The organism is Camelimonas fluminis, assembly GCF_014656355.1.
Lineage (GTDB): Bacteria > Pseudomonadota > Alphaproteobacteria > Rhizobiales > Beijerinckiaceae > Camelimonas > Camelimonas fluminis.
Genome location: NZ_BNCG01000003.1, coordinates 341,832 through 367,952 on the forward strand (window position 1 = coordinate 341,832; position 26,121 = coordinate 367,952).

General features: G+C 66.7%; 19 protein-coding genes and 1 tRNA gene. 9 read left to right on the plus strand and 11 right to left on the minus strand.

The window, feature by feature from the left end:
- The first annotated feature begins 128 nt into the window (after positions 1–128).
- A complete protein-coding gene (locus IE243_RS06745; protein WP_191318557.1) occupies positions 129–2,162 on the plus strand; it encodes an ethylmalonyl-CoA mutase in 2,034 nt (677 codons plus the stop codon).
- Between the two features lie 195 nt (positions 2,163–2,357).
- On the opposite strand, the gene ppa is transcribed toward IE243_RS06745, so the two are convergent.
- Together ppa and IE243_RS06755 are read right to left on the minus strand one after the other, a co-directional pair.
- The gene (ppa, locus tag IE243_RS06750; protein ID WP_191318558.1) at positions 2,358–2,894 is read right to left on the minus strand and encodes an inorganic diphosphatase; all 537 of its coding nucleotides are present in this window, start codon (positions 2,892–2,894) and stop codon (positions 2,358–2,360) included.
- A 167-nt stretch (positions 2,895–3,061) separates the two neighbouring features.
- A complete protein-coding gene (locus IE243_RS06755; protein ID WP_191318559.1) occupies positions 3,062–3,583 on the minus strand; it encodes a GNAT family N-acetyltransferase in 522 nt (173 codons plus the stop codon).
- 432 nt (positions 3,584–4,015) lie between these two features.
- Between IE243_RS06755 and IE243_RS06760 the strand changes: the two genes are divergently transcribed.
- The gene (locus tag IE243_RS06760) at positions 4,016–4,741 is read left to right on the plus strand and encodes a protein tyrosine phosphatase family protein (protein WP_191318560.1); all 726 of its coding nucleotides are present in this window, start codon (positions 4,016–4,018) and stop codon (positions 4,739–4,741) included.
- A gap of 89 nt (positions 4,742–4,830) precedes the next feature.
- On the opposite strand, the gene IE243_RS06765 is transcribed toward IE243_RS06760, so the two are convergent.
- Complete coding sequence (locus tag IE243_RS06765) at positions 4,831–6,636, minus strand: ABC transporter ATP-binding protein (RefSeq protein WP_191318561.1); 1,806 nt, start codon at positions 6,634–6,636, stop codon at positions 4,831–4,833.
- 133 nt (positions 6,637–6,769) lie between these two features.
- Positions 6,770–6,846: transfer RNA gene (locus IE243_RS06770), tRNA-Arg, on the minus strand.
- Positions 6,847–7,015: 169 nt separating this feature from the next.
- Here IE243_RS06770 and IE243_RS06775 point away from each other — a divergent pair.
- Positions 7,016–7,873 (plus strand): thermonuclease family protein, encoded by an 858-nt coding sequence (locus IE243_RS06775; RefSeq protein WP_191318562.1) that lies wholly within the window; start codon positions 7,016–7,018, stop codon positions 7,871–7,873.
- Positions 7,870–9,330 (plus strand): M48 family metalloprotease, encoded by a 1,461-nt coding sequence (locus tag IE243_RS06780; RefSeq protein ID WP_244642880.1) that lies wholly within the window; start codon positions 7,870–7,872, stop codon positions 9,328–9,330. Before IE243_RS06775 ends, IE243_RS06780 begins: the two co-directional genes overlap by 4 nt.
- A 285-nt stretch (positions 9,331–9,615) precedes the next feature.
- Here IE243_RS06780 and IE243_RS06785 read toward each other — a convergent pair whose 3' ends face one another.
- The 5 genes from IE243_RS06785 to IE243_RS06805 all read right to left on the minus strand — a co-directional run bounded on the left by IE243_RS06785 (position 9,616) and on the right by IE243_RS06805 (position 16,574).
- Entirely contained in the window at positions 9,616–10,203 is a 588-nt protein-coding gene (locus tag IE243_RS06785; RefSeq protein WP_191318670.1) for a CarD family transcriptional regulator, read from the minus strand.
- A gap of 635 nt (positions 10,204–10,838) precedes the next feature.
- A complete protein-coding gene (fdxA, locus tag IE243_RS06790; protein ID WP_132004000.1) occupies positions 10,839–11,174 on the minus strand; it encodes a ferredoxin FdxA in 336 nt (111 codons plus the stop codon).
- Positions 11,175–11,494: 320 nt separating this feature from the next.
- The gene (locus IE243_RS06795) at positions 11,495–11,842 is read right to left on the minus strand and encodes an RNA-binding S4 domain-containing protein (RefSeq protein WP_191318563.1); all 348 of its coding nucleotides are present in this window, start codon (positions 11,840–11,842) and stop codon (positions 11,495–11,497) included.
- Positions 11,843–12,164: 322 nt separating this feature from the next.
- Positions 12,165–15,443 (minus strand): helicase-related protein, encoded by a 3,279-nt coding sequence (locus tag IE243_RS06800; protein ID WP_191318564.1) that lies wholly within the window; start codon positions 15,441–15,443, stop codon positions 12,165–12,167.
- 252 nt (positions 15,444–15,695) lie between these two features.
- Positions 15,696–16,574 carry an HpcH/HpaI aldolase/citrate lyase family protein gene (locus IE243_RS06805; RefSeq protein WP_191318565.1) on the minus strand — a complete coding sequence of 293 codons (879 nt, stop codon included), beginning with the start codon at positions 16,572–16,574 and terminating at the stop codon, positions 15,696–15,698.
- Between the two features lie 401 nt (positions 16,575–16,975).
- Here IE243_RS06805 and IE243_RS06810 point away from each other — a divergent pair, with 401 nt between their 5' ends.
- Positions 16,976–17,668 (plus strand): carbonic anhydrase, encoded by a 693-nt coding sequence (locus IE243_RS06810; protein WP_191318566.1) that lies wholly within the window; start codon positions 16,976–16,978, stop codon positions 17,666–17,668.
- Positions 17,669–17,842: 174 nt separating this feature from the next.
- On the opposite strand, the gene IE243_RS06815 is transcribed toward IE243_RS06810, so the two are convergent.
- The gene (locus IE243_RS06815) at positions 17,843–18,877 is read right to left on the minus strand and encodes an aspartate-semialdehyde dehydrogenase (protein WP_191318567.1); all 1,035 of its coding nucleotides are present in this window, start codon (positions 18,875–18,877) and stop codon (positions 17,843–17,845) included.
- 678 nt (positions 18,878–19,555) lie between these two features.
- Here IE243_RS06815 and IE243_RS06820 point away from each other — a divergent pair.
- The 3 genes from IE243_RS06820 (at position 19,556) to IE243_RS06830 (ending at position 23,780) form a co-directional block, all read left to right on the plus strand.
- A complete protein-coding gene (locus tag IE243_RS06820) occupies positions 19,556–20,611 on the plus strand; it encodes a hypothetical protein (RefSeq protein ID WP_191318568.1) in 1,056 nt (351 codons plus the stop codon).
- Positions 20,612–20,924: 313 nt separating this feature from the next.
- Positions 20,925–22,013 (plus strand): serine hydrolase, encoded by a 1,089-nt coding sequence (locus IE243_RS06825; protein ID WP_191318569.1) that lies wholly within the window; start codon positions 20,925–20,927, stop codon positions 22,011–22,013.
- 327 nt (positions 22,014–22,340) lie between these two features.
- Complete coding sequence (locus tag IE243_RS06830) at positions 22,341–23,780, plus strand: aldehyde dehydrogenase family protein (RefSeq protein ID WP_191318570.1); 1,440 nt, start codon at positions 22,341–22,343, stop codon at positions 23,778–23,780.
- 75 nt (positions 23,781–23,855) lie between these two features.
- Here IE243_RS06830 and IE243_RS06835 read toward each other — a convergent pair whose 3' ends face one another.
- Positions 23,856–24,839 (minus strand): lipid A biosynthesis lauroyl acyltransferase, encoded by a 984-nt coding sequence (locus IE243_RS06835; RefSeq protein WP_191318571.1) that lies wholly within the window; start codon positions 24,837–24,839, stop codon positions 23,856–23,858.
- Between the two features lie 488 nt (positions 24,840–25,327).
- Here IE243_RS06835 and ubiG point away from each other — a divergent pair, with 488 nt between their 5' ends.
- Positions 25,328–26,098, plus strand: a complete 771-nt coding sequence (ubiG, locus tag IE243_RS06840; RefSeq protein WP_191318572.1) for a bifunctional 2-polyprenyl-6-hydroxyphenol methylase/3-demethylubiquinol 3-O-methyltransferase UbiG — start codon at positions 25,328–25,330, stop codon at positions 26,096–26,098.
- Positions 26,099–26,121 lie beyond the last annotated feature (23 nt).

Sequence of the window (26,121 nt, forward strand, 5' to 3'; positions counted from 1 at the left end):
AGACGTTTGGACATCTTCGGGCTAGATTGGCGTTTCATGCAACAGCCCCCGCGTGGGGCGCAGGTTTTTGTCCGCCGCTGACGCTGATGTTGACGCCAGGCGACCGGACCTTATGAGCGAGTGGCTTGATGAGCGCACAGGACAGCACCGCAGCAGGCGCCGACGCCGGCAAGACGGTCGCACGCGACAAACCCTGGATTTTCCGCACCTACGCCGGCCACTCCACGGCGGTCGAGTCCAACCGCCTGTACCGCAGCAATCTCGCCAAGGGCCAGACCGGCCTGTCGGTCGCCTTCGACCTGCCGACCCAGACCGGCTACGATCCGGATCACGAACTGGCGCGCGGCGAGGTTGGCAAGGTGGGCGTGCCGGTGTCGCATATCGGCGACATGCGGGCGCTGTTCGACGGCATTCCGCTGGCGACGATGAACACCTCGATGACCATCAACGCCACGGCGGCCTGGTTGCTGGCGCTGTACATTGCGGTGGCCGAGGAGCAGGGCGCTCCGCGCTCGGCGCTCACCGGCACGACCCAGAACGACATTATCAAGGAATACCTGTCGCGCGGCACCTATGTGTTTGCGCCGGCGCCGTCCATGCGTCTGATCAAGGACGTGGCGCTGTTCACCACCCGGGAGGTTCCCAAGTGGAACCCGATGAACGTCTGCTCCTACCATCTGCAGGAAGCCGGCGCGACGCCGGTGCAGGAGCTCTCCTACGCCCTCGCCACCGCCATCGCCGTGCTCGACACGGTGAAGGCCTCCGGCGAGGTTGACGAGATCGGCTTCGGCAAGGTGGTGGCGCGCATCTCGTTCTTCGTGAACGCCGGCCTGCGTTTCATCACTGAAATGTGCAAGATGCGGGCCTTCGTCGAACTGTGGGACGAGATCTGCACCGAGCGCTACGGCATTACCGACGCTCGCCAGAAGCTGTTCCGCTACGGCGTGCAGGTGAACTCGCTGGGCCTGACCGAGCCGCAGCCGGAGAACAACGTTTACCGCATTCTCATCGAGATGCTGGCGGTGGTGCTGTCGAAGAACGCCCGCGCCCGCGCCGTGCAGTTGCCGGCGTGGAACGAGGCGCTCGGCCTGCCGCGCGCCTGGGACCAGCAATGGTCGATCCGCATGCAGCAGATCATGGCCTATGAGACCGACCTGCTCGACTATGGCGATATCTTCGACGGCTCCGTCGAGATCACCCGCAAGGTGGAGGAGCTGAAGGCGGCGGCCCGCGCCGAGCTGGCCCGCATCGACGCCATGGGCGGCGCCATCGTCGCCGTCGAAAATGGCGCGATGAAGCGCGCTTTGGTGGAATCCAACGCCCGCCGGCTTGCCGCTATCGAGGACGGCTCGCTGGTGGTCGTCGGCGTCAACCGCTGGATGGAGAGCGAGCCGTCGCCGCTGACCGCCGGCGAAGGCGCCATTCTCACGGTTCCCGAGACGGTGGAAATGGAGGCGGTGACCAAGATCCGCGCCTGGCGCGCCGGCCGCGATCAGGCGGCGGTGGACGCGGCGCTGGCTGATCTCGCCGCCGCGGCGCGCGAAGGCCGCAATATCATGGAGCCGTCGATCGTCTGCGCCCGCGTCGGCGTGACTACGGGCGAATGGGGCCAGACCCTGCGCGACATCTTCGGTGAATACCGCGCGCCGACTGGCGTCACCATCGAGACGAAGTCGCCGGAGATCGAGCGCGAGGTGCGGCTGCTGGTGGCCGATCTGGCCGACCGCATCGGCGCGGCCCCGCGCATCGTTGTTGGCAAACCGGGCCTCGACGGCCACTCCAACGGCGCCGAGCAGGTGGCGCTGCGCGCCCGCGACGTTGGCATGGACGTGACCTACGAAGGCATCCGCCAGACGCCGGCCGAGATCGTCCGCCGGGCCCGCGAGACCAACGCCCACGTCATCGGCCTGTCGATCCTCTCCGGCTCGCACGTGCCGCTGGTGCGGGAGGTGAAGGCGAAGCTGCGCGCCGAGGGGCTCGACCACATTCCGGTGGTGGTCGGCGGCATCGTGCCCCCGGAAGATGAGCTGGTGCTGAAGAACATTGGCGTCGCCGCCGTTTATACGCCCAAGGACTACGCCCTCGACGAGGTGATGAAGGGCATTGTTCACGTGGTCCAGCGCTCGCTCGACAACCAGGACAAGGCCGGCGCGGCGGAGTAACGCAACGGCCTGCCAGCTCCCCCGGAGCCTGGGGGAACTGGCCAATAAAAAAGCGCCCTGTCGGGCGCTTTTTCGTATTCAGGCGAGGCCAGAACCAAATCCACGCATGCTCTGATGCGGATTTGGCTCCATTCATCTGGCGCCGTATTTTCCTGGCGCAAATGGCGTCTGTCTTGCCGGGAAACCTTCCCGGGATCAGGCCTTCAGCTTCTTGCCGCGCTCGATGGCCTCGGCGATGTAACGGCGCGCTTCTTCAGCGTCGCCCCAGCCGCTCAGCTTGACCCACTTGCCGGCTTCCAGATCCTTGTAGTGCAGGAAGAAGTGCTCGATCTGCTTCCAGGTGATCTCGGGCAGGTCGGTGTAGTTCACCACGCTCTCGTAGCGGCGCGTCAGCTTGGTGGACGGCACGGCGATGATCTTCTCGTCGCCGCCGCCGTCGTCTTCCATCTTCAGCACGCCGATCGGGCGGCAGTTCATCATCGCGCCAGGCACGATCGGACGGGTGTTGGCCACCAGCACGTCGATCGGATCGCCATCCTCGGACAGGGTGTGGGGCACGAAGCCGTAGTTCCCCGGATAACGCATCGGAGTGTAAAGGAAGCGGTCCACGGTCAGGATCTGCGCATCCTTGTCCATTTCGTACTTGATCGGCTCGCCGCCGAGCGGGACCTCAATGATGACATTGATGTCGTGGGGCGGGTTCTTGCCGATCGAAATTGCGTCAAGGCGCATGAGAGTCTTCCGGTAAAAGCCGTGAATGGATTGCAGGACGGTTTGTCCCGTGAACGGCGTCTGTTTAGGTCCGATCGGCCACAACAACAAGTGAGACAGAGGTTTTTTTCGTCCGGAGGCGGGAATATGGCGCGGCCAGTCCCGCACGAACGCACGTTTACGCGCGCCTAGCTGAACGCCCAGGCGCTGGCGGGGAAGTCCACGCCGCCAATGCGGAAGCCGGCGCGGGTATGGAGCACGCCGCCAAGGCCGGCGTAAAACTGGCTGCCGCGCGTGTTGGCGTCGAGGCACCAGATGACGGTGGAGCCGAGCGAGCGGCCGGACAGATCACGCCGGGCCGCGCGAAACAGCCGGCGGCCAAGGCCCAGCCCCTGGCAGACCGGGTCGAGATACAGCGCATCGATTTCACCGCGCTGCGGCAGGGAAAGCATGCGGTTTGGGCCATAAATGACATAGCCGCCGACCTGATCGCCGACCTCCAGAACCAGCATCTGACGGCTGCCAGGTTCTTGGCCCCGCGTGGCGCTCTGCCGCCACCAGTCCGGTCCGCGCCGGGCGATCATCCGCTCGAGGGCGACGCCGGGCAACACGCCCTGGTATGCTTCTCGCCACGCAGCGTCATGCACGATTGAAAGACCCTCGGCATCGGAGAGTCTGGCGCGACGGATGCTGATGACAAGTTCACGCATGACAGGAGCGTATGAAACAGCTCCGGGATCGACAAGCTTTGCCGTGCTGACGAAAGCGTGAAGCCGGCGCGGAGGAATGCCTGCGGAAGCGGTCTGGCGGATTTTCGGGAAAGTATGTTCCGCTTTTCGCCAGGAAAGCGCGTCATGCGAGGCCAGGCAGACGCCGGAGCGTCCGCTGCCTGCGACGTCCAGGCGCCGCCGGACGTCGCCAGACCCCCTCCCCAGGAATTCAGTGGGCCAGGTTCACTGGGGTTCGGCAACCGGCCAGCCAGATGAAGCGCATCCGGCGATCCTGGCCTTTTCCGGAAGCGATCCGGAAAGACGGCGGGCGCCATGAGGCCGCTGGCTAAAGTCGATGTCCGCTTTGGATTGTCGCGACTGTCTGTTACACAGCGCCGCCCGGCGGGCGGATGTTCTTGATCAGGAAGGCAGATGGGGTTCGGTCGACCACTGAAGGATGAGGAGCGCTATGCGCGGCGCATGGCGCGGATCGCTCGCTGGGACAGGCCCGTGGGCGGAACGTGGGATCGCATGCGCGCGTGGACCAATATGCTGTTGGTGGATCACGGCGTGTTCCGCGTCGCTTACCTCAATCTGTTCCGGGTGACGCCGAAATTCTGGCGCGCCGCCCAGCCGACGCCCACCCAGATCGGCCGGCTGGCCAGGCAGGGCCTGCGCACCATTGTCAATCTGCGCGGCGGCCGTGAATACGGCTCATGGCCGCTGGAGCGCGAGGCCTGCGAGCGCCACGGCGTGACGCTGACGGAATTTGTGGTGCGGTCGCGGGAAGCGCCGGACCGTGAAACCATTCACGCGGCGAAACAGTTCTTCGAGACGCTGGAATATCCGGCCCTGGTGCATTGCAAATCCGGCGCCGACCGCGCCGGCATGATGTCGGCGCTCTACCTGATCCTGCACGAGAATCTGCCAGTGCGGGAGGCGATGCGGCAGCTGTCCTGGCGCTATGGCCATTTCCGCTTCGCCCGCACCGGCGTGCTTGACGCCTTCTTCGACGCTTATTTGCGCGAGGGCGAGGCCAATGGCGTCGACTTCCTGACCTGGGTGGACGCCATCTATGACCCCGAAGCGGTCAAGCGCGACTTCAGGCCGGGCCTGCTCTCCGACCTGGTGGTCGACCGCATCATCCGCCGCGAGTGATCGCGCATCATCGCCCCTGGGGCGGGAACCATCTCACCCGGGCAGGAGCTTCGTGGGCCCGGGCGCTTTTTCAGACATGACGCAACATCTCAGGCCAGGTCAGGCGAGACGGCGACGACCGGGCTGTCGTCCACCAGCTGCATGCGGCTGAGGCGGGCGTAGACGCCGCCGGCTTCCACCAGCGTTGCGTGGGTCCCGGTCTCGATGACCTGTCCCTGATCCATCACGACAATCTGGTCCGCTTCGCGCACCGTGGCGAGACGGTGGGCGATGACGAGCGTGGTGCGCCCCCGCATCAGTTGCGCCAGGGCGGTCTGCACGATCTGTTCGCTCTCCGCGTCGAGGGCGCTGGTGGCCTCGTCCAGCAGCAGGATCGGCGCATCCTTGAGAATGGCGCGGGCCAGCGATATGCGCTGGCGCTCGCCGCCGGACAGGCGTGAGCCGCCATGACCGACGCGGGTCGCGTATCCTTCCGGCAGGCGGCTGATGAAGCCGTGCGCCGCCGCCGCTTCCGCGGCCGCCTGGATCTCGGCGTCGGTGGCGTCCGGCCGGCCGAAGGCGATATTGGCGCGCACGGTGTCGTCGAACAGCACCACGTCCTGGCTGACGACGGCGATCTGGCGACGCAGCGATTGCAGCGTCACCTCGCGCACGTCGGCGCCGTCGATGCGCACGGCCCCGTCCGTCACGTCATAGAGGCGGGGAACCAGCGCCATCAGCGTTGATTTGCCGGAGCCGGAACGACCGACGAGCGCCGTGACCGCGCCGGCTGGCGCGTTCAGGGTGACGTCGCGCAGCGCCGTCGCTTCGTTGTGGTAGCGGAAGCTGACGCGATCGAAGGCGATGGCGCCGGCGCTGACCTGCAGGTCCCTGGCGCCGGGGCGGTCGACGATGGTCGGGCTCCGGTCCATGATGGCGTAATAGCGTTTCAGCGCCGCCATGGCCTCCTGGACGATGGCGTTGAGATTGCCGATGGAGCGCATGGGCTGGGCGGCGAGCAGCAGCGCCGTAACGAAGCCGGTGAATTCGCCGACGGTGCTCTCGCCGCGCGAAATGCGCAGACCGATCAGCACCAGCACGCCGGCCACGGCGACGCCGCCGCCGACTTCCAGCAGTGGATCAAGGCGGCCGCGGGCGTTGGCGGCCTTCATCTTCAGCTTGCGCACCTCGTCGAAGGCCTGCCAGGCGCGCTGCTTGAGATAACCCTCCAGGCTGAAGGTCTTGGCGACGCGGGCGCCCGAGAGGCTTTCCGACACCAGGCCGGCCATGGCGCCGATCTGCTCCTGGGTGGAATTGGCCACCCGGCGCAGTTTCTTGCCGATGCGACCGATAGGGATGGCGGCGAAGGGCACCACCAGGGCGGCGGCGATGGTCAGCACCGGATCGATCCACAGCATGGCGCAGACGAGGGCGATGATCTGGGCGACATCACGCAGGAAGACGGTGGAGATCCGTGTCAGCGCCTCTTTGATGAAGGCGAAATCCGTGGTGAAGCGCTGGGTCAGGGCGGCGGGACTCTCCTCGCCGAGTTGCGCCAGATCGGCGTCGATCAGATGACCATACAGCTCGGTCTGCATATCCGCTTCGACCTGCGTCACCACCTTGTTGGTGAGCACGCTCTGCGCCAGTAGCGAGAAGCCGCGCACCGAGGTGACGGCGATGACGAACAGCGGCGCATACAGGATGGCCTGCGTGTCCTTGTTGGTGAAGGCGTCGAAGGCGTGCTTGATCAGCACCGGATAGAGGCCGGTCGCGGCTGCGACCAGGCCAATGCAGGCCAGCACAACCGCCAGCATGCGCCAGTGCGCCCGCATCTGGCTTTGCCAGAGGCGGCGGATGGTGGCGATGGTGTCGCCGCTCAGGTCGAGGGCGGCGCTGCGCTTCGGCTTGCTCATGCGGCGCTGGCTATCACGCGGGCGGATCGCCGGCAATTCGGCGCCAAAGCAACAGGGGGCGGCGAAATTCGTCCGCAGACGCCCGTCGCGTCGCTGGCCCGCGGCGGGGCAGCAGGCTGCGCAAGGCGGAAAATGGCCTCCCGGAAGGGATTCGAACCCCTGACCTACGGTTTAGGAAACCGTTGCTCTATCCTGCTGAGCTACCGGGAGTCCCACATGGCCGCAGCGGAGGCGGGCATGTAAGATATGGCGGATCATATAACGCGGACGCGAGCCGTCGTCACGTATGATCGCGGTTTTTTCCAGAATGCCGTGGACCGGGCTGATTTGCCGGCTGGTTTCTGGCTGGCCGGCGTCGGCCGGATGATCTGGAGGGGATATGGCGACGGCGCGTGTGGCGGCCGGACGGGTGACGGTTGCGGAAGCAACTCTGCTGGCCAGCCTCGTGTGGGGCCTTCTGCCCGGGCTTGCGCCGGGGGGCGCTCCCGCCTGGGCGGCCGATGGCGGCGCCTGCCGGTCCGCGTCCGATGACGTGTGGTTTCCGGTGGCCAGCGTCACGACGCAGGGAAGGTTGTTGCTGGCCAGCGGCGAAGTCGCGCGCTTGGCCTGGCTGGATACGCCGGAGACTGTTGCGCCAGGGCGCAAGGCCGCGCTTGACGGGTTGCTCGGCGACGCCGCGCCGGAAATCCGGGCGCGCAATGGCGGCGCCCGCGATCGCTGGGGCGTGCTTGGCGTTGTCGCTGATGTCGACGTTAAGGGCCAGTGCGTCAATGTCCAGACGTGGCTGCTGGGGCGCGGGCTGGCCCGGCTGCGGCCCGAGGCGGCCAACGAGCCGGCTCCGGCGGATCTGCAGGCCTGGCGCGACGCGGAGAAGGCCGCCGAAACCGCGAAACTTGCGCTATGGAGCGAACCGGCTTATGCGCCGCTGCCGGCAACGCAACCGGGGGCCATTCTCCGGCAGGAGGGCCGCTTCGTGATTGTCGAGGGCCAGGTGGCGAGCGTTAACGAACAGACCGGCCAGACCTGGCTGAATTTCGGCTCACGATGGTCGGAAGACATGACGGTCTCGGCGCCGGCGCGAATCTGGCGTATGGTTAATAGGAGCGGGTTGACGGCCGCCCGGCTACAGGGCGGCTTGGTCCGCGTCAGGGGTATTGTCGAGAGCAGGGGCGGTCCGATGATCGAGCTTGCCTCGCCCGCCGAGCTGGAAGTTGCAGAAACGGGAAGTCGCCCTTGACGAGACGAGCGCTGTGTTTCCCCGGCTTCACGCGACGGGTCGTGAGCGTTCCGGCGATCGCGCTGCTCCTCGCGGGGTGCGTGTCGGCGGACCCGGACGCCATCGCCAGTCTGAAGGTTCCTGAAAGCGCCCCCCGGGTCACCGGCGTCGAACGCGCCGTGGAGCGCGAGCAGCAGCGGCTGGCTGCGTCGCTCGGCGGCCGCTACCGCTGGGAGCCCATGGACAGCTTGCTGAACCGGGTGGTCGAGCGCATCGCCAGGGTGACCGGGCGACCGGCCAACACGTATGACGTCGAAATTCTGAATTCGCCCACCATCAACGCTTTCGCCTTGCCGAATGGCAAGGTGTACGTCACCCGCGGTTTGCTCGAGCTGGCGCGGGACGAAGGCGAAGTGGCGGCCGTGCTCGCCCACGAGATCGCCCATGTGACGCTGGAGCACGCCAGGGCGCGCGCCGAGCTGGCGCAGCGTTCGGCCCTGGTGACGCGCGTGGTGGCCGACGTGCTCAATGATCCCAACGCCAGCCGCGTGGCGAAGAGCGAGGGCCGGGTGACCCTTGCCCGGTTCTCGCGCGCCCAGGAGCTTGAAGCGGACCGGATCGGCGTCAACGTCATTGCCCGCGCCGGCTACGATCCCTACAGCGCGGCGCGCTTCCTGGTGGCGCTGGATCGCCATGCGAAGCTGCGGAGCGGCAACGGCGCCAAGACGGTGGACTTCCTGTCATCGCACCCGTCGACGCCGGAGCGCGTCGCCGCGGCGATCTCCGTGGCGCGCGAAACAGGCGCCAGCGAAACCACGGCCGGCGCGGCTGAGGACTACGCCGGCGCCATCAACGGCATGCTTTACGGAGACGATGCGGCCGCCGGCGTGGTGCGTGGGCGGATGTTCGCCAGCCCCCGTCTGGCCGTAACGTTCATCGCGCCGGAAGGCTTCCATCTGGAGGCGTCCACGGAAGCGGTTATTGGTCTGGCGCACGGCGGTTCGGCCGGGGCGCTGCGGTTCGACCACATCGCCGACGTCGGCGACACCCTGGAGACCTTTATCGCGTCCGGGTGGATCGATGGCCTTGAGGCGCGGAACATCCGCCCGCTTGAGGGCGGAGCCGGGCCGATGGTGGTTGCTGAAGCCCAGGGCAAGGACTGGATGTTCCTGCTTGGCGCCGTTCGGATCGACAACGTCACCTATCGCCTGTTGTACGCCACGCGGACGCCTGGGGCGCAGGAGCAGGCCAGGTTCGAGGAAAGCCTGCGCAGCATCCGCAAGCTGACGGCCGAGGAGGCGCGCTCCGTGGCGCCGCTGCGCATCCGCATTGTCACGGCCCGGCCGGAAGACACCCAGCAAAGCCTGGCCGCGCGCATGCAGGGCGTCGACAATCCGCTGGCGCGCTTCGCCGTGATCAATGGATTACGTGACGGAGAGGTCCCCGTTCCCGGCTATTCCTACAAGATCGTCAATTAAGCGCCTTCGGGATTGTCGCCTTGCAGGGCGCACGAATGCAGAAGGCCGCAAGCGCTTTTCCGTCGCCGGGGAGCCGGGTTTTGCCAGGGGGCGGCGATCCTCGCCTGGCCTGCGACGTCTTGCCCACGACGCCTGCCCTCGTGGCCCTGCTGACGGAGGCAGGTCTTCCTGTGCAGCCAGCGTCTCCCGGCGCAAAAAAAACGCCCCCGGTCACAAGGAGCGGGGACGCCAATATGATCGGGCAACAACAGCCCTGGCTATCGCTGTCTGCGCGGTCTGCCGCTCTCAGGCGGCTTCTTCCTGCACATCCTCATCATCCGAGGTGGTCGCGGCCGCATCGGCCTTGCCAGCGCCGCGCGGGCTCTTGGCGAGGGCTTCCTCGACCAGCTTGCGGCCCTCGGTGTCGGTGATGCGATTGACGGCGGCGAGCTCGGAAATCACACGCTCCAGCGCAGCTTCATAAAGCTGGCGCTCGCTGTAGGACTGCTCCGGCTGGGCGTCCGAACGGTGCAGGTCGCGCACGACTTCGGCGATGCTGACGAGGTCGCCGGAATTGATCTTCGCTTCGTATTCCTGCGCCCGGCGCGACCACATGGTGCGCTTGACGCGGGCGCGACCGGTAAGGGTCACGAGCGCCTTCGACACCACTTCGCCGTCCGCCAGCTTGCGCATGCCGACGCTCGTCGCCTTTGAGGTCGGAACCCGGAGGGTCATCTTGTCCTTGTCAAAGCTGATGACAAACAGCTCCAGCTTGAAACCGGCGACCTCCTGCTCCTCGATCGCAAGGATGTGGCCAACCCCGTGCGAGGGGTAGACAATGGCCTCTCCAGTCTTGAAACCAAGCTTGTTAGCTGTTTTCTTTGCAGTCATGATTCGGAAAGCCTCCTGATCACGGTCCATTGGGACGTGGTCGTCGACGTCAGGGCGGACAATCGCCATTGTCACGCGGGTTCGATGCAAGCGCTGAACCTGCGCGCTACAAGGTGCTCGCAAAACATTCCCACTTGCGGCGTCAAATGCATTGAGGCCACAAACAGGGAATCATTTGCCTGGTGCTTGGATGCGCTATTGCGCCATCTTCATGGGGCAACGGCCATTCAGCACATTGCATATCACAAATTTGCAAAGAATCAAAGCATCCGGCTGACGCCATGCGCGCCAGGCGCATGTCTGCGTCCGGTTGCCGGGGGCATCCTGCCGCTAGGGCAGGGAAGCTATTGCGTGATTTACCCCGGGGGCGGCTCGTCGCCAGATCCTGAAACGCTCGTGGCCGGCCAGACACGGCGGCGCGCGACGCCGCGCGGGCGCGCTTGCGCCAGCGTCATGTCCGGACAGGGGCTGGCTGGGCCGGCAGGCTGCCGAGGCGCGCCAGAAGCCAATGAGCCGGGCCCATCGGGTTCTGGAGGGGCTGGCGGCGCGACGGCGCAAGGCATGTCCTGAAGGCGCGCGCCTTGCGCTGACCTGCGCCTCGCGGATCGCGGATGCGCCAGCGCCTTCGCGATCCTGTCTCAGTCGCCTTCGCCGGGCTCCTGCGACAGCAGGGGCAGCTTGCCCGGCTTGCCGTCCCATTCCTTGGCGTCCGGCGGCGCGTCGCGCTTGCGGGTGATGTTGGGCCAGGAGACGGACAGGTCGGCGTTCAGCTTCAGCCAGTCCTCAAGCCCCGGCTCGGTGTCGGGTTTGATGGCTTCGGCCGGGCATTCGGGCTCACAGACGCCGCAGTCAATACATTCGTCCGGATTGATGACGAGGAAGTTTTCGCCCTCATAGAAGCAGTCAACGGGGCAGACCTCGACGCAGTCCGTATACTTGCACTTGATGCAGTTCTCAGTGACGACGTATGTCATCGCGACCTCGTATGGGCCCTGGCGGACGACGCCAGAGGCATTCCTGGGCGTTTTCCGGGCGGAATCGGCGACCCGCGCCTGCGGACAACGCATCAATGACGGAGCCCCGGTCCGCCTGGACCGGAATTCTGCCTGACAGCCGGCCCCCGGGGGGCCGGCATTCTTGCAAAACGCGCCTGACAGGCAAAACGCGCCTGACAGGGAAGAGCGTGTTTCCGGCGCAAACAGTTCGCGCACGGGGCATCTCCCGGCTGCTCCGGACGATGCTGAAATAATCTGCGGCGCGGCGATACTCAACCGGGAATGTTGATTAAGTTAATTCACATTCCCTGTGCGGTTGAACGGGCGCCGCCGCCAGCGGAGCCGCTTCCCTGGTCATTGTCCCCCAATGCGCCCTCTGCGGTCATGTCCTGCCAGAATGAGGCCGCTTCCGGCGCAGGGCCGCGACGCGCCGGCAGACCAAGCACGCGCGCCACGCGCACGCCTTGCGGCAGATTCAGGGTCAGCACGTCGCCGACCTTCACGCCCTTTCCAGCCGCGTCGACGCGGGCGCCGTTGAGCCGGACCTTGCCGTCGGTGACCAGCGCGACCGCCAGCGGCCTGGACCGCGCCATGCGCGTGAACCAGAGCCATTTGTCGATGCGTTGCCGGTCTGCGGTTTCGGTCATCCGGTCAGACGTTCCTGCGCCTGGGCGTCATGCGGGGAAGTTGTGACGCGCCGCCGGCAAGGCGGCGCCTCGGCAAAACGTTTCCTGACCGAAACGGGTTCCTGGACAGATCAACGGGCCGGAGCGTTCAACGACCGGATGACAGTCGCAGGACGAGCCGGCTATCTGGCCTGATGCAATCCCGGATATGACAGACGGGGCCGTCTTGACCCGGGTCCCCGCGTCAAGATCCGGTCGCCGGAATCCGTTTGCGGCGAACCGGATGCTGACGTGCATCCTTCCGTGAAGCGACGCCTGCTTCACGGGGAAACACTGCGACGGATCAAGACTTTTTGTCGCTGGACTGCATCCGCTCCTTGAGCGCCAACAGCTTGGCGAAGGGCGAATCCGGGTCCGGCTGCTTTTCCGCCCGCTGCGGCTTGCGATCACCGCGCTGGTCGCCCCGCGCCTCGTGACGGCTGTCCTGACGGCCTTGCCCCTCATGCCGGGGACGCGGCGGACGACCACCGTCGCCCCGTCCGCCATCCTGGCCAGGCGTAAAGCCGCCACGGAAGCCGCCCTTGCGCCGGTCGTCGCCGCCACGACGTCCGCCGCCTTCGCCGGCTTCACCCTGACGCTGGCCGCCGCGATAGCCGCCGCGCTCACCATCCTGCTGGCTGGCTTGCTGACCACCCGGGCCGCCGCGCCCGCGTCCGCCGCGTCCGGCGTTGTCACGCCCGCCGCGACCGTGGCGATGGTGCTGATGGCGTTGTGGGCGCCAGATATCGAGCAGCGTGGGTCCAGCGTCTTCCTCTGGGCCAGCTTCTCCGGTTGCCTCTTCCGCCCCCGACTCTTCTGCTGCGGGCTCGTCGGCCTGCGGTTCGGCAACGTCTTCCGGAGCCGCAATGTCTTCCGGAGCCGCTTCGGTCACCCGGGTTTCGGCGGGCGCCTCGCTCCCGACGGCCGGCGTCGTTGCTTCTGGCGCTTCCACAGCCGGAGCACCCGCGTCTTCCGTCACGGTTTCGGCCGGAGCGTCGTCCGACGCGGCCGTTGCTTCGGTGACAACCGCAGCCGTCGCGGCTGCATCCGTTGTGGCTTCCGCCGGCGCGGTTGCGGCCCGGGGAACCAGCGGCACGGTGATGGCCGGGCCTTCGCGCTGCTCCGAAGCATAGTTCAGCGAGCGCAGGATCGAGGCGAAATCCTCGCCGGCGCAGCCGACGAGCGACGTCATGGCGACGGTGACGACGAAGCCGTCGCCATCCGCCGCGCCAGCCGGCGGTTCGCCCGGCGTTACGCCAGGGCGGTAGGTCACCGCCGGACGGATCAGGTCGGCCAGCCGCTCCAGGATGTCGACGCGCACGGCGCGGGCGCCGCAGACGCGGAAGCCGGCCGCCCGGTAAAGGTCGCGGCCGATTTCCGGATCAAGCACGATCGAGGTGCGGCCAGATGCGGCCAGATGCGGCAGTTCGTCCAGACCCTTCGTCTCGGAGCCGCCGTGCTTGAGGACCCAGAGCTGCACGGCGAGCGCCCGCGGGGCCGGCTTCAGCAGGGCTGGAAGGTAAATGTGATAGGCGCCAAAGCGCAGGCCGTACTTGCGCAACTGGGCGCGGCCGTTCTGGTCGAGCGCCTTGACGTCCTGGGCCACCTTGGCGCGCTCCAGCACGCCCAGCGCCTCGACCACCTGGAAGGCGACGCCGCGGGCAAGGCCCTCAATGTCGGTTGCTTCCTCCAGCGCGGTCAGCGCGCCGAGCAGTTTGGCGATGTGCGACTTGACCCAGAGGTCGACGCGGGCCTGGGCTTTCTCGCGCGCCTCGCCGGCCAGCATGTCGTCGGCCAGCAGGATGACGCGCGGCTCCAGCAGTTTGTCGCCGGGGGCCAGCTTCGCGACGATGTCGCCCAGCCAGCGCAGCGAACCGTCGTTGGACAGTACGAACGCCTCGTCCACCGCCATCGACACCCGTTCGGCCCGGGCTTCGAGCTCGGGGCCGAGCGATTTCTGCGCGGCGGCGCGCAAGGCGCGGGCTTCCGATCCATCCGCCTGCGGGTCAGGAACGAAATGAAGGCCGCGGAGATTGCCCACGTGCTGCCCTTCAACGCTGACTTCGCCCGTGGGCGTGACTACTGCTTCCATATGCGCGTTCTCTCTGAGGCGCCGCATCAGCACGCTTGTGCGCCGGTCCACGAAACGGCTGGCGAGCCGCTCGTGCAATGCATCCGAAAGTTTGTCCTCTACCTGACGGGCGCGCTCCTGCCAATGCTCAGGATCGGCCAGCCAGTCGGGGCGGTTGGCGACATAAGTCCAGGTGCGGACCTGGGCGATGCGCGCCGACAGGGCGTCGATGTCCCCATCGGTGCGGTCAACAGCGGCTATTTGCCGGCCGAACCAGGTTTCATCAAGGCTGCCGTGGCGCATCAGAGCACGAAATATCGTGCTGACAAGGTCTGCATGGGCGTGTGGCGAGACTTTTCTGTAATCCGGCGTCTGGCAGACGTCCCACAGACGGGCGATATGCTGGGGGTGACGCACCAGGGCGGCCACCTCGATATCGCCGGCCAGCGCCTCCAGCACCGCCATGTCGTCGGCGGTCTGGGCACGCGTCAGGCCCTCTTCCTTTGGCGTGGCGGCCAGCGAGGCCAGCAGGCCCCGGACCGAACGAAAGTTCAGCTCGGGGTTGCGCCATTGCAGCACGCGCATCGGATCGAAGCGGTGTTCCTCGATGGCTTCGGCCAGCTCCGGCTCGAAAGCCGGGCAGCGGCCGGTCGTGCCAAACGTTCCGTCACGCATGTAGCGCCCGGCGCGGCCGGCGATCTGGCCAAATTCCGACGGATTGAGCCGGCGGAAGCCGAAACCGTCGAATTTGCGGTCGCTGGCGAAGGCGACGTGATGCAGGTCGAGATTGAGCCCCATGCCGATGGCGTCGGTGGCGACCAGATAATCAACCTCGCCGGACTGGAACATCTCCACCTGGGCGTTGCGGGTGCGCGGCGACAGGGCGCCCAGCACCACGGCCGCGCCGCCTTTCTGGCGGCGGATCAGCTCGGCGACCGCATAAACCTCCTCCACCGAGAAGGCGACGATGGCGGAGCGCGGCGGCAGACGGGTGATCTTCTTGCCGCCGGCGAACATCAGCGTCGACAGGCGCGGCCGGGTGACGATCTCCGCGCCCGGCAGCAGCTTCTGGATCAGCGGCTTCATGGTCAGGGAGCCGATGATCAGGGTTTCGTCGCGGCCGCGCATGTTGAGCAGCCGGTCCGTGAAGACGTGACCGCGGCCGAAATCCGCCGCCAGCTGGATTTCGTCGATGGCGCAGAAGGCGACGGAGATGTCGCGCGGCATCGCCTCGATGGTGCAGATCCAGTAGCGCGGGCGCGGCGGCTTGATCTTCTCCTCGCCGGTGATCAGGGCGACATGGGCCGCGCCGACCTTCTCGACCACACGCTGGTAGACCTCACGCGCCAGCAGCCGTAGCGGCAGGCCGATCATGCCTTCGCCATGGGCCACGAGACGCTCGATGGCCAGGTGGGTCTTGCCAGTGTTGGTGGGCCCAAGAATGGCGGTGACGCCACGGGCGCGCTCGGCGGGGGCAAGGGAAGCCCGGGCGGAGGAAGGGCGTTTGCTCATCAAATGGCCGGAGCGCCAGCGCCTTTCCGGGGAGCTGCCGTCACTTCCCGAAAAGGCCGTGGACCGGATGGCCGGAGCGGACTGCGATGCTCCGGCATGGTCGGCGCCTTTTGTGTTTGGGGAGGGCGCCTCCAGGTGGAAGCCCCCTCCCTATATGGGCATGCCGCAGCGGTTTGTCGCGACATTGCGTGCTTCCGGGAGGCAGCGGCGCCTGGCGCGTGTGTTCCGCCCCACGCCGCCGCGCCCTGAAGTTCAGCCCTGGCGGGCGGCGATGGCGTCGGCGACGGCGACGACGCGCCTGCCCATTTCCGCGTGCAGGATCTCGACCATCTTGCCGTCCACCGACAGCACGCCCTTGTTGGCGTTCTCGGGCTGCTGGAAGGCGGCGATGATCTTGCGGGCCCATTCCACCTCGGCGGCCGGCGGCGCGAAGATGTCGTTGGCCGGCTCGACCTGGGTCGGGTGAATCAGGGTCTTGCCGTCAAAACCGAAATCGCGGCCCTGCTCGCACTCGGCGCGGAAGCCGTCCATGTCGGAGATGTTGTTGTAGACGCCGTCGAGAATGTCGAGGCCTTCGGCGCGGGCGGCGGTGAGGGCCAGCGACAGCCATGGCAGCATCGGCGCGCGGCCGGGCACGAAGCGGGCGCGGGTTTCCTTGGCCAGATCGTTGGTGCCCATGACGAAGCAGGCGAGGCGGGTGGATTTGTCGCGGGCCGCAGCGGCGATGCGGGCAATATCGAGCATGGCGGCCGGGGTTTCGACCATGGCCCAGACGCGGATGGCGTCGGGGGCGTTGGCCAGCAGCTTGCCGACCTCCAGCAGGGTTTCCGGGTTGGACACCTTGGGAATCAGGATGCCGTCAGGATTGGCGGCGGCGGCGGCCAGAATGTCATCGCGGCCCCACGGGGTGTCGAGGCCATTGGCGCGGATGATGATCTCGCGCGGGCCGTAGCCGCCGGCCTTGACGGCGCCGCACACCTGTTCGCGGGCGCCAGCCTTGGCGTCCGGCGCGACGGCGTCCTCAAGGTCGAGAATCAGGGCGTCGGCGGGCAGGGTTTTCGCCTTCTCCAGCGCGCGGGCGTTCGAGCCCGGCATGTAAAGAACGCTGCGGCGGGGGCGAATGGCGGTCATCAGGAGCTCCTGGAGTGTGGGGTCGTCTGTCCTGTCCGGATCAGTTCATGTTCCAGAGGTGTTTGTGCCGGATTTCCGCAATTTCGCAAGCCTGGCGCCGGAGCCTTTCAGACAGGACGCTTCAGCGATCCGGTGCGAGGGGTAAGCGCGGCCCCGATCGCACGCGTTCAGGACGGCGATCGCGCGTCAGGCGCCGTTATCCGCTGTTGCGCCGGCAAATTCTACATTTTCCCATGGTGCATAAAATGATTGCGTACAAGGCTTTGCGGGCGCAAACGGTGTTGCAATCCGTCTGCGGGGCGCCGGTCGTGCGTGCTGTCCTGGCGCGCGCCATTGCGTCGCGCGCCAGGGGCCGCCGGCCGCGCCGCCCCGTGACATTGTCCCCATGACATGGAGCGCCCATGGCCAGAGAAGCTGTCACCAACGCATTCCCCACCCGTCTGACGGAAGGGTACAAGGCGTTCCTGAACGAGCGTTTTCCCAGCGAGCGCAACCGTTTTCAGGTCCTGGCCGAGCGCGGGCAGAGCCCTGAGACGCTGATTATCGGCTGCTGCGACAGTCGCGTGTCGCCGGAGGTGATTTTCGACGCCAGCCCGGGCGAACTGTTCGTGGTCCGCAACGTGGCCAATCTGGTGCCGCCTTACGAAACAGGCGGTGATTTCCACGGCACCTCGGCGGCGCTGGAATTCGCCGTGCAGGCGCTGAAGGTGAAACACATCGTCGTGCTGGGCCACCAGATGTGCGGCGGCATCAAGGCCTTCGCCAACCATGCCGATCCGCTGTCGCCGGGCGACTTCATCGGCAAATGGATGGCGCAGATCCAGCCGGCCGCCGACGAACTCGGTCCGCAGGCCAGTACGGCGGCGGACTACATCACACGCCTGGAGTTCGCGGCGATCGAACTGTCGCTGCGCAATCTGCTGACCTTCCCCTGCGTTCGCATCCTCGCCGAGCGCGGCCAGATCGCGCTGCACGGCGCCTATTTTGGCGTGGTCGACGGCGTGCTGCGGGTGCGCAATCCGGAAACCGGCGCCTTCGAGCCGGCGGTGGAAGGCCTTGAGGCGCTGGGTCGACTGGCGCCGCGCTGCGACTGAAGTGATTGCCGCCACATCGCGGCCAGCTAATCGCGACAAGCCAATCGCGGCGAGCAATGGGGAAAGGCAAATCACCGGTTCAGCATGAACGGGGTTTTGTCTGGAACCGTCGCCGCCTGAATGCAAAAACGCCGCCCGGATGGGCGGCGTTTTCGTTTGGGAAACCTGGTGGCGTCAGGCCGCCTGCTTCTTTGGCGTCAGCAGCTTGCGGTTGATCAGCGCTTCCGCGATCTGCACGGCGTTGAGGGCCGCGCCCTTGCGCAGATTGTCGGAGACCACCCACATGGCGAGGCCGTTGTCGACGGTTGGGTCCTCGCGGATGCGCGAGATATAGGTGGCGTCTTCGCCGGCTGCCTCGTGCGGGGTGATGTAGCCGCCAGGTTCGCGCTTGTCGATGACGATGCAACCCGGCGCATTGCGCAGGATGTCACGGGCTTCGTCAGCGGTGATCGGGTTCTCGAATTCGATATTCACCGATTCCGAATGGGAGATGAACACCGGCACGCGCACAGCCGTGGCGGTCAGCTTGATCTTCGGGTCGAGGATCTTCTTGGTCTCGGCCACCATCTTCCACTCTTCCTTGGTGAAGCCGTCTTCCATGAAGACGTCAATCTGCGGAATGAGGTTGAAAGCGATGCGCTTGGGGAACTTCGTGGTCTTCAGTTCGCCGGCGGTGAAGATCGAACGGGTCTGGTTGAACAGCTCGTCCATGGCGTCCTTGCCGGCGCCGGACACCGACTGGTAGGTCGAGACAACGACGCGCCGGATGGTCGCCTTGTCGTGCAGCGGCTTCAGCGCAACGACGAGCTGGGCGGTCGAGCAATTCGGGTTGGCGATGATGTTCTTCTTGCCGAAGCCACGCACCGCGTCGCCGTTCACTTCCGGCACGACCAGCGGCACGTCCGGATCCATGCGGAAAGCCGACGAATTGTCGATGACGACAACGCCCTGGGCGCCCAGCTTCGGCGACCATTCCTTCGACACGTCGCCGCCGGCGGACATCAGGCAGATATCGACGTCGGAGAAGTCGTAGGTGGCGAGATCCTTCACCTTGAGGGTGCGGTCGCCGTAGGAGACCTCCTGGCCGAGGCTGCGGCGCGAAGCCAGCGGCACGACCTCGTCCGCCGGGAAGGCCCGGTCGGCAAGGATCTCCAGCATCTCACGCCCGACGTTGCCGGTGGCGCCGGCGATGGCAACCTTGTAACCCATCGTGATGTTCCTTTCCGCCTCAGAGCCGGTTGGAAGACAGTTCCGTTCCAGAGTTTCTGACGGGGGTTGTCCGCGCATATGGGAAGCGGGCGACAGACAAACCACGTCCGGGCGTTTCCGTTCGCATGCCGAAGTTGCGGAAACGTCCGTATTCCTGATCTGACGCAATTCCGGCCCAGCTCTGGCGCCGTGGAATTATCGCCACCCCCGCACCGGCCGCGCCGGTCGTCAACACGCCGTCCTCACCCGTCGGAGGACGCGGGAGAGGGCGCGATTCAGGGTTTCGCCGTTTTTATCCGGAGAGTGGTCAAGGACGGGCTGGTGGATGCGGCGGCGGTCGCCGTCCCCAGCGATGCGCCGTTCGCCAGATTTCCAGTGAACCTGAGCGGAAGCATGTCAAACGTCCCGTGCGCCGCTCCTGTCGCGGCCGGCTTCCACAAGCACAGGACTGGCGTTGTTGTCAATATTTCCGTGAACAACGCCGTCCGGCCGCCGTTCGCCGCCCGGCGTGAAGCTGACGTTAACCGGACGAGGCGCACTGCTTGCGCTGGTAACGGTCTGCTCACGGTCCTGGCGCCATGATGCGGCCTTCCCTCCTTGACGCGGAGCTGGCTGCATGGCGGCCGGCTCCGGATAAACCACGCGCGGCGGCGACCGCGCCCCAGGGATGTCGCATCCATGAATCGCATCGGAAAGCTGGCGCGCGCAGGATTGACCGGAAGCACGCGTGCTCCCGGCGGACAGGCGCGGCGCGCGCCGACGCCGGATAACGCGCCCGCCCGCAAGGGCTCGTGGCGCGGCGTGGCCGTGCTTTCTGTCGTGTTGCTCGGCGGTTTCGCCGCCTTCACCATGATGTCCGGCGACGAAGGGCCGGCGGCGCCGGCTTCCGCGCCTGCTGCGACTGCCGGGGATAGCGCCGCTGGAACCGCCGCGACCGCGGCCGGGCGCGCCGCCGCAACGGGCGCGCAAAACCAGCCGGCGGGTGCCCATGCCGTGAACCTCCAGGCCGCGAACGTCCATGCCGCGAACGCCCGGGAGGCCAGCGCCACGGACGCCAGGCCTCAGGAACCTGGCGCCCAGCCGGAAAAATCACCAGGAGCCGGGTGGGTCGCGGCCAGCGAGGAGCAGCCAGCGTTTCGCCTCGCGCCGCTGCCGCAATTACCGGGAACCGCGACCCTCAGGGGGCTGATGGCCATGGCTGGCATGGTCGAGGGCGTGCGCCATGCTTCCGGCGGCGGTCGCGACGACGCGCTGATCATCGGCGATCCTGGACAGGCGGGGCCGCTGCTGCGCCTGTCCCTTTACCGGCCCGGTTCCGAGCCTCAGCCAGGCGGCTCATTCTTCGTCGACGTGGCGCGGCGGGCTGGCGAAACCGGCATGTGGGTTGAGCGCTTTGCGCCATTGCCGGCGCTGGAGACCCGGCTCGGCCCGGTTGATATCGCCGTGGCGCGCCTTGGCGGCCAGGCTGGCGCCCGCAGTTGCGTGACGTTCAAGCAGATGCGCGCCCAGCCCGATCTGCGTCTCAGCGGGTGGGTTTGCCTTGATGGCGACGCTCCGCCAGCGCCAGAGGCCGCAGCCTGCATCATCGACGCCGTCCGCTGGCAGCGCGAGCAGGACGAGCCGCAGATTGCGGCGCTGTTCGCCGCCAGCGCCGCGACGACATCCGCCTGTGCGCCGCCAGCCGCCGGCGACCTGACCAGCTCGATCCGTCCCGCCGACGCCACACGACGCTGAAATCATCCCGCCGCCGCCGGCCAGGCCCTTGCATGGCGGCGGGCTGGCGACAATCATCCTCCAGGGTTGGCCGCGTCGGGCAGAATCGCTTGAGCGATTCCGTCGACGTGCGAAGGCCGTCGGCCCGCAGGGCGACGCCATGTCGTAAGGCGGCGGGGTTTTGTCCTGTGAATTTGAATGGATGCGTTTTCTTTCCGTGGAATGATCTCCATTCCGCATGAAAGCGCTCCGGACCTCCAGATCGCCCTGGCGTCCTGCCGCGCGGGGGGGGGCCAGCGGGCAGGTCCGGCATTGCTTCAACGCGAGAGGGCTCATGGACAGGCGCACACTCCTGCTTGCTTCACTGTCCGCTGTGACGACCGCCAGCCTTGCTGCGCCAGTTTCAGCCAGGCCGCCGCGCCGCCAGGCCGCGAAGAGCGAGCCGGCTTCAGGGCCTGCACCGGACCCGGTGAACGAAGCGGTGCGCGCTTTCGCCGCCATGGATCTGGGGCCAGAGGGCCGCGCGTCCTGCCTCATCGTTGCTGACGAACGCGCCAGCGCGGAGGCTCAGGGGGGCGCACAGGAGGCGGGCGCAAAGAAAGAAGACCGGACTTTGTGGCGGGCGGCGCACGCGCCGGACGAGGCGCTTTTTGTCGGCAGCGCCGTCAAGACCTTCATTCTCGCCGGATTCCTGCAGCAGCAGGAGGCTGGCAGGACCTCCATGAGCGCCCAGGCGGTCATTGATGATTCGGTCCGGTCGCTGTCGAGCCCGGTGTTCATCAATCTCACCGGCCGCACGCCCTATGTCAGCGTGCTGGAGGCGATGATCACCCACAGTGACAACACCGCGACCGATGTTGCGCTGGCCGCAACCGGGCCCGCCAACGTGCGCGCGCTGATCCAGAAAGCCGGGCTGACAAAAACCCGCATACCGGATTCAACCCGGGCGTTGTTCGGCTGGCTGGCTGGCGGCGCCCAGGGCGTCGACCCGGGCTGGCAGGGGTTGCAGGCCATTGCGGCCGGTCCCGCGCCAGCCAGGAGCCGCAGTCCGGTTGGCGGCGACGGCCCGACCATGCAAAGCACGGCGAGCGACCTGGTGAACTGGCACCGCGCCGCCATGACCGGGCGTTTTTTCGAGAAGCCCGAAACTTTTCTGCAGTACCGGCGCATCATGGCCATGGCGGACGCCCTGCCGCAGGTCACGCCGCCGGACGCGCTGGCCTGGGGCAAGGGCGGCAGCATCGACTGGGCCGGATTTCACTGCTTCAGCCTTGCCGGCCAGATGTTGACGGCGGGTGGGCCGGCGACGTTCTGCTTCACCATCAACTGGCGCGGTCCGGACGCCGACACGCCGCGGGTGTTTGCTGTTTACCGGGATGCGGTGCGCAAGGCGCTGGCCGAGACGTACAACGCCAGGTCGTGAGACGCCCCGCCGGGAAGGCGACGCGTCCGCGACCCGCAACCGGAGGCATCGCCAGGATTGCGGGCGAAGGGCGGAGCGTCTGGCGGAATGTCCACGGCGCGGTTCATCACGATCACGCCGGCGAGCGCCTGAGGAATGCGGGCGCAGGACAATTGCTGATTTCGGTAGCGAAGGCGCCGCCGGCGCCCTATCTGAGGAAGCGGGACGGTCTGCCGGGCGCGCTGCTGCTGCTGCGTTGCCCGCGGAAGGCCGTACGCAAGAACATCCAGGTTCATCGTCAGCCGGGCCCCCGGGGTCCGAATTCGGCGGAAAGGCAGGGAGAACGTCATGCGCGATTACACGAAGTTCTATATCGACGGAAAATGGGTTGAGCCCGCCGCCGGCGCGAAAACCCTCGACGTGATCAATCCGGCTGACGAATCCGTTGCGGGTCGCATCTCGCTGGGCGCGGCGGCGGATGTGGACGCCGCTGCAAAGGCGGCGCATCGGGCGTTCCAGACGTTTTCGCGCACCAGCCGCGAAGAGCGCATCGCCCTGCTCGAGCGCATCATTGAGGAATACAAGAAGCGCTTCGACGACATGGCCGCGGCCATCACCGAGGAAATGGGCGCCCCGACGGTCCTTGCCCAGCGCGCCCAGGCCCCGATGGGCGTCGGCCACCTGCAGACGGCGCTGAACGTCCTCAAGAACTACAAGTTTGAGGAAGAGCGCGGCGGCACCGTCATCGTCAAGGAGCCGATCGGCGTCTGCGGTTTCATCACGCCGTGGAACTGGCCAGTTAACCAGATCGCCTGCAAGGTCGCTCCGGCGCTGGCCACAGGCTGCACCATGGTGCTGAAGCCGTCCGAGATCGCGCCGTTCTCCGGCCAGATCTTCGCCGAGATCATGGACGCCGCCGGTGTGCCGGCTGGCGTGTTCAACCTGGTCAATGGCGATGGCCCGACCGTTGGCGCCGCCATCAGCTCGCACCCGCTGATCGACATGGTGTCGTTCACCGGTTCGACCCGAGCCGGCATCGAAGTGGCGAAGAACGCTGCGCCGACCGTCAAGCGCGTGCACCAGGAACTGGGCGGCAAGAGCCCGAACATCATCCTTGATGACGCCGACTTCGACCGCGCCGTTTCCGGCGGCGTGCGCAGCGTCATGAACAACTCGGGCCAGTCTTGCAACGCGCCGACCCGCATGCTGGTGCCGGCCGCCCGCATGGAAGAGGCCATCACCATCGCCCGCGCGGCGGCGGAAGCCACCGTGGTCGGCAAGCCCCAGGACAAGGTCACCATCGGTCCGGTGGTGTCGGAGACCCAGTTCAACAAGATCCAGGGCCTGATCCAGAAGGGCGTCGATGAGGGCGCGACCCTGGTCGCCGGCGGTCCTGGTCGCCCGGATGGCCTGGACAAGGGCTACTACGTCAAGCCGACCGTGTTCGCCAACGTCACCAACGAGATGACCATCGCCAAGGAAGAGATCTTCGGGCCGGTGCTGTCGATCATTGGCTACAAGGACATCGATGAAGCCGTTCGCGTCGGCAACGACACCGAGTACGGCCTCGCCGCTTATGTCTCTGGCTCGGATCCGGCCAGGGTGCGTGAAGTGGCCTCGCGCCTGCGCGCTGGCCAGGTCATCCTCAACGGCGCCGCGCCGGACCTGATGGCTCCGTTCGGCGGCTACAAGATGTCCGGCAACGGTCGCGAGTGGGGCGATCACGCTTTCGGCGAGTTCCTTGAGGTCAAGGCCGTGCTGGGCGTGCCGAAGCAGGCCGCCGAGTAAGACCGGAACAGGCTGGAAACATGAGGCCGGGCGAAAGCCCGGCCTTTTTTTGTTGCGCTGCGCCGACTGGCGGCTTCAGGCTGCGGAATCCGGGGACTCCGTTGGCTTTTGGTCCGTGGATTTCGGGGTCTTGATGAATTGCGGGCGCCAGCGGCGGTGCATCCACAGCCACTGTTCAGGATGCTCCAGCACCCAGTCCGCCACCACGTCGGTCATGGCCTGCATGGCCCCGGCCACGTCGATTTCGCCGCTGGCGTCGCGCGGCAATTCCAGTGGCGGCGTCAGTTCGATGCGGAAACGGGCGCCGTCAAGGCGGATGACGCGGGCGCCGTGCACCGGGCAGTCGAAGCGGCGGGCGAACTTGCCCATGATCGGATTGGTGAGGCACGGACGCCCGAGGAACCGGGTGACCACGCCACGGGTAAAATGCTGGTCGATGAGCATGCCGAGGTGACCGCCCTTTTCCAGCGCCTCCACCATGGCGAAGGCGGCGCCTGGCCGCGCCGCTTCGAGGCCGCCCATGGTCTGGCTGCGAATTTCCTGCACCGCGCCGGCGATGGCCGGATCATTGGGAGCGCGGAACACCGCGGTCACGGCCAGATCATAACGGGCGGCGCAGATCGCCGGCAGCTCCCAGTTGGCCAGATGCGCCGAGAAGATGATGCCTGGCTTCTCGTCCTCCCGCAGGGCGATGAAGTGCTCGATGCCGGAAACCTGGATGCGACCGTTCGGATCGGGATTGTCGTAATCGTAGTCGAAAATCTCCGCCAGATGCGGATATTCGCCAGCGGTGCGTCCCAGATTTTCCCAGGACTTGCGGGCGATCGCCTTCAGCTCCGCGTCTGGCTTGTCGGGAAAGGTCGCTCGCAGGTTGGCCATGGCGACGCGATTGACGCCCATCAATGGGCCGATGGCGCGGGCCAGAGCGCCGCCAAGGGCGCTGGAGCGGTCCGGCCCGAGCAAGCGAAAGAAGCCAAAGATGGCGCGCACGGCGCCAAGCATGAGGACGCTGGCGACGCGGGAGCCGGTTTTGCGAATAACTGTCTGGAAGCGTGACACTTGTGATCCGGGGTGCGAACGATGCGCGCAGATAAACCAATTTGCGCGAAAGGGGGAGCTGCTATTGCAGAAAAACGCGGCGGCGCGGCGCTGCGGTCGGTTGCGCCGCCATTGCGCGCGGAGAGCCTGCAAGATGCGTGAAGGCCTTCATCACAGGTTATGCGCGCGCCAGCGGTGGTGATAAAACGGGTGGAGCCCATTTGACATCGGCGTCCACCTTCAAATCACGCTGCGGGCAAATGTCAAACCCACAGGTTTCGCCAGAAAAACAACAGGTTGCTGGTTGTCTTCTGATGGCGCCCGTCGCGCCGCCCGGGATCGGGGGATGCGAATGCCGGAATCAGACCGCGAGGGCGCGCCGCGCCAGATCGGACCGGGTCCCGGTGAAATCCGGACGGCGCCAGCCTTCGCCAGCGCGCGGATGCCGCAGCATCCTCGCGATCAGGTTATAAGACGTTTTCCTGGAAGCCAGGTTTGATTGCAAGGAAATGAGGCCTGTGAGCAACGATCCATCCGCGTCGTCCCCCCCTCGCACCGATCCGGCGGAAGTCGCGCATTTCGACGCTTTGGCGCGGCGGTGGTGGGATCCTGACGGGCCGATGAAGCCGCTGCACCGGCTGAACCCCGTGCGGCTCGCCTTTATACGCGATGTGGTTTGCGAGCATTTTGGCCGCGACGTACGGGAAGCCGCGCCACTCTCGGGTCTCACGGCCCTTGATGTCGGTTGTGGCGCCGGCATGTTGTGCGAGCCAATGACCCGCATGGGCGCCTCGGTCACCGGGCTCGATCCGGCGCCGGAAAACATCGCCGTCGCCCGGGCGCACGCGCAGGCCGGCGGCCTTGACATCAGCTATCGCGGCGAACTGGTTGAGGACGTGGCGGCGGCGGGCGAGCGCTTCGACATCGTCACCGCGATGGAGGTGATCGAGCACGTGCCTGATCCGGCAAGTTTCGTGGCCGCCTGTTGCGACGCCGTGAAGCCGGACGGGATCCTGCTCATGGCGACCCTGAACCGCACCCGCAAGGCGTGGGCGCTGGCGATTGTCGGCGCCGAATACGTGCTGCGCTGGGTGCCGCGCGGCACCCATGACTGGAACCGGTTCGTTACCCCCGAGGAGCTCGCCGCCTTCATCGCCGGCGGCGGCATGGGGGTGCAGCGCACGGAGGGCGTGGTTTACGAACCCTGGCGGGACGTCTGGCGGCGTTCGCCGGACACTGACGTCAACTACATGCTTTCCGCCCGCCGGCCGCGCGGTTAGGCGGAGGTCCGCCGTTCCGTTGC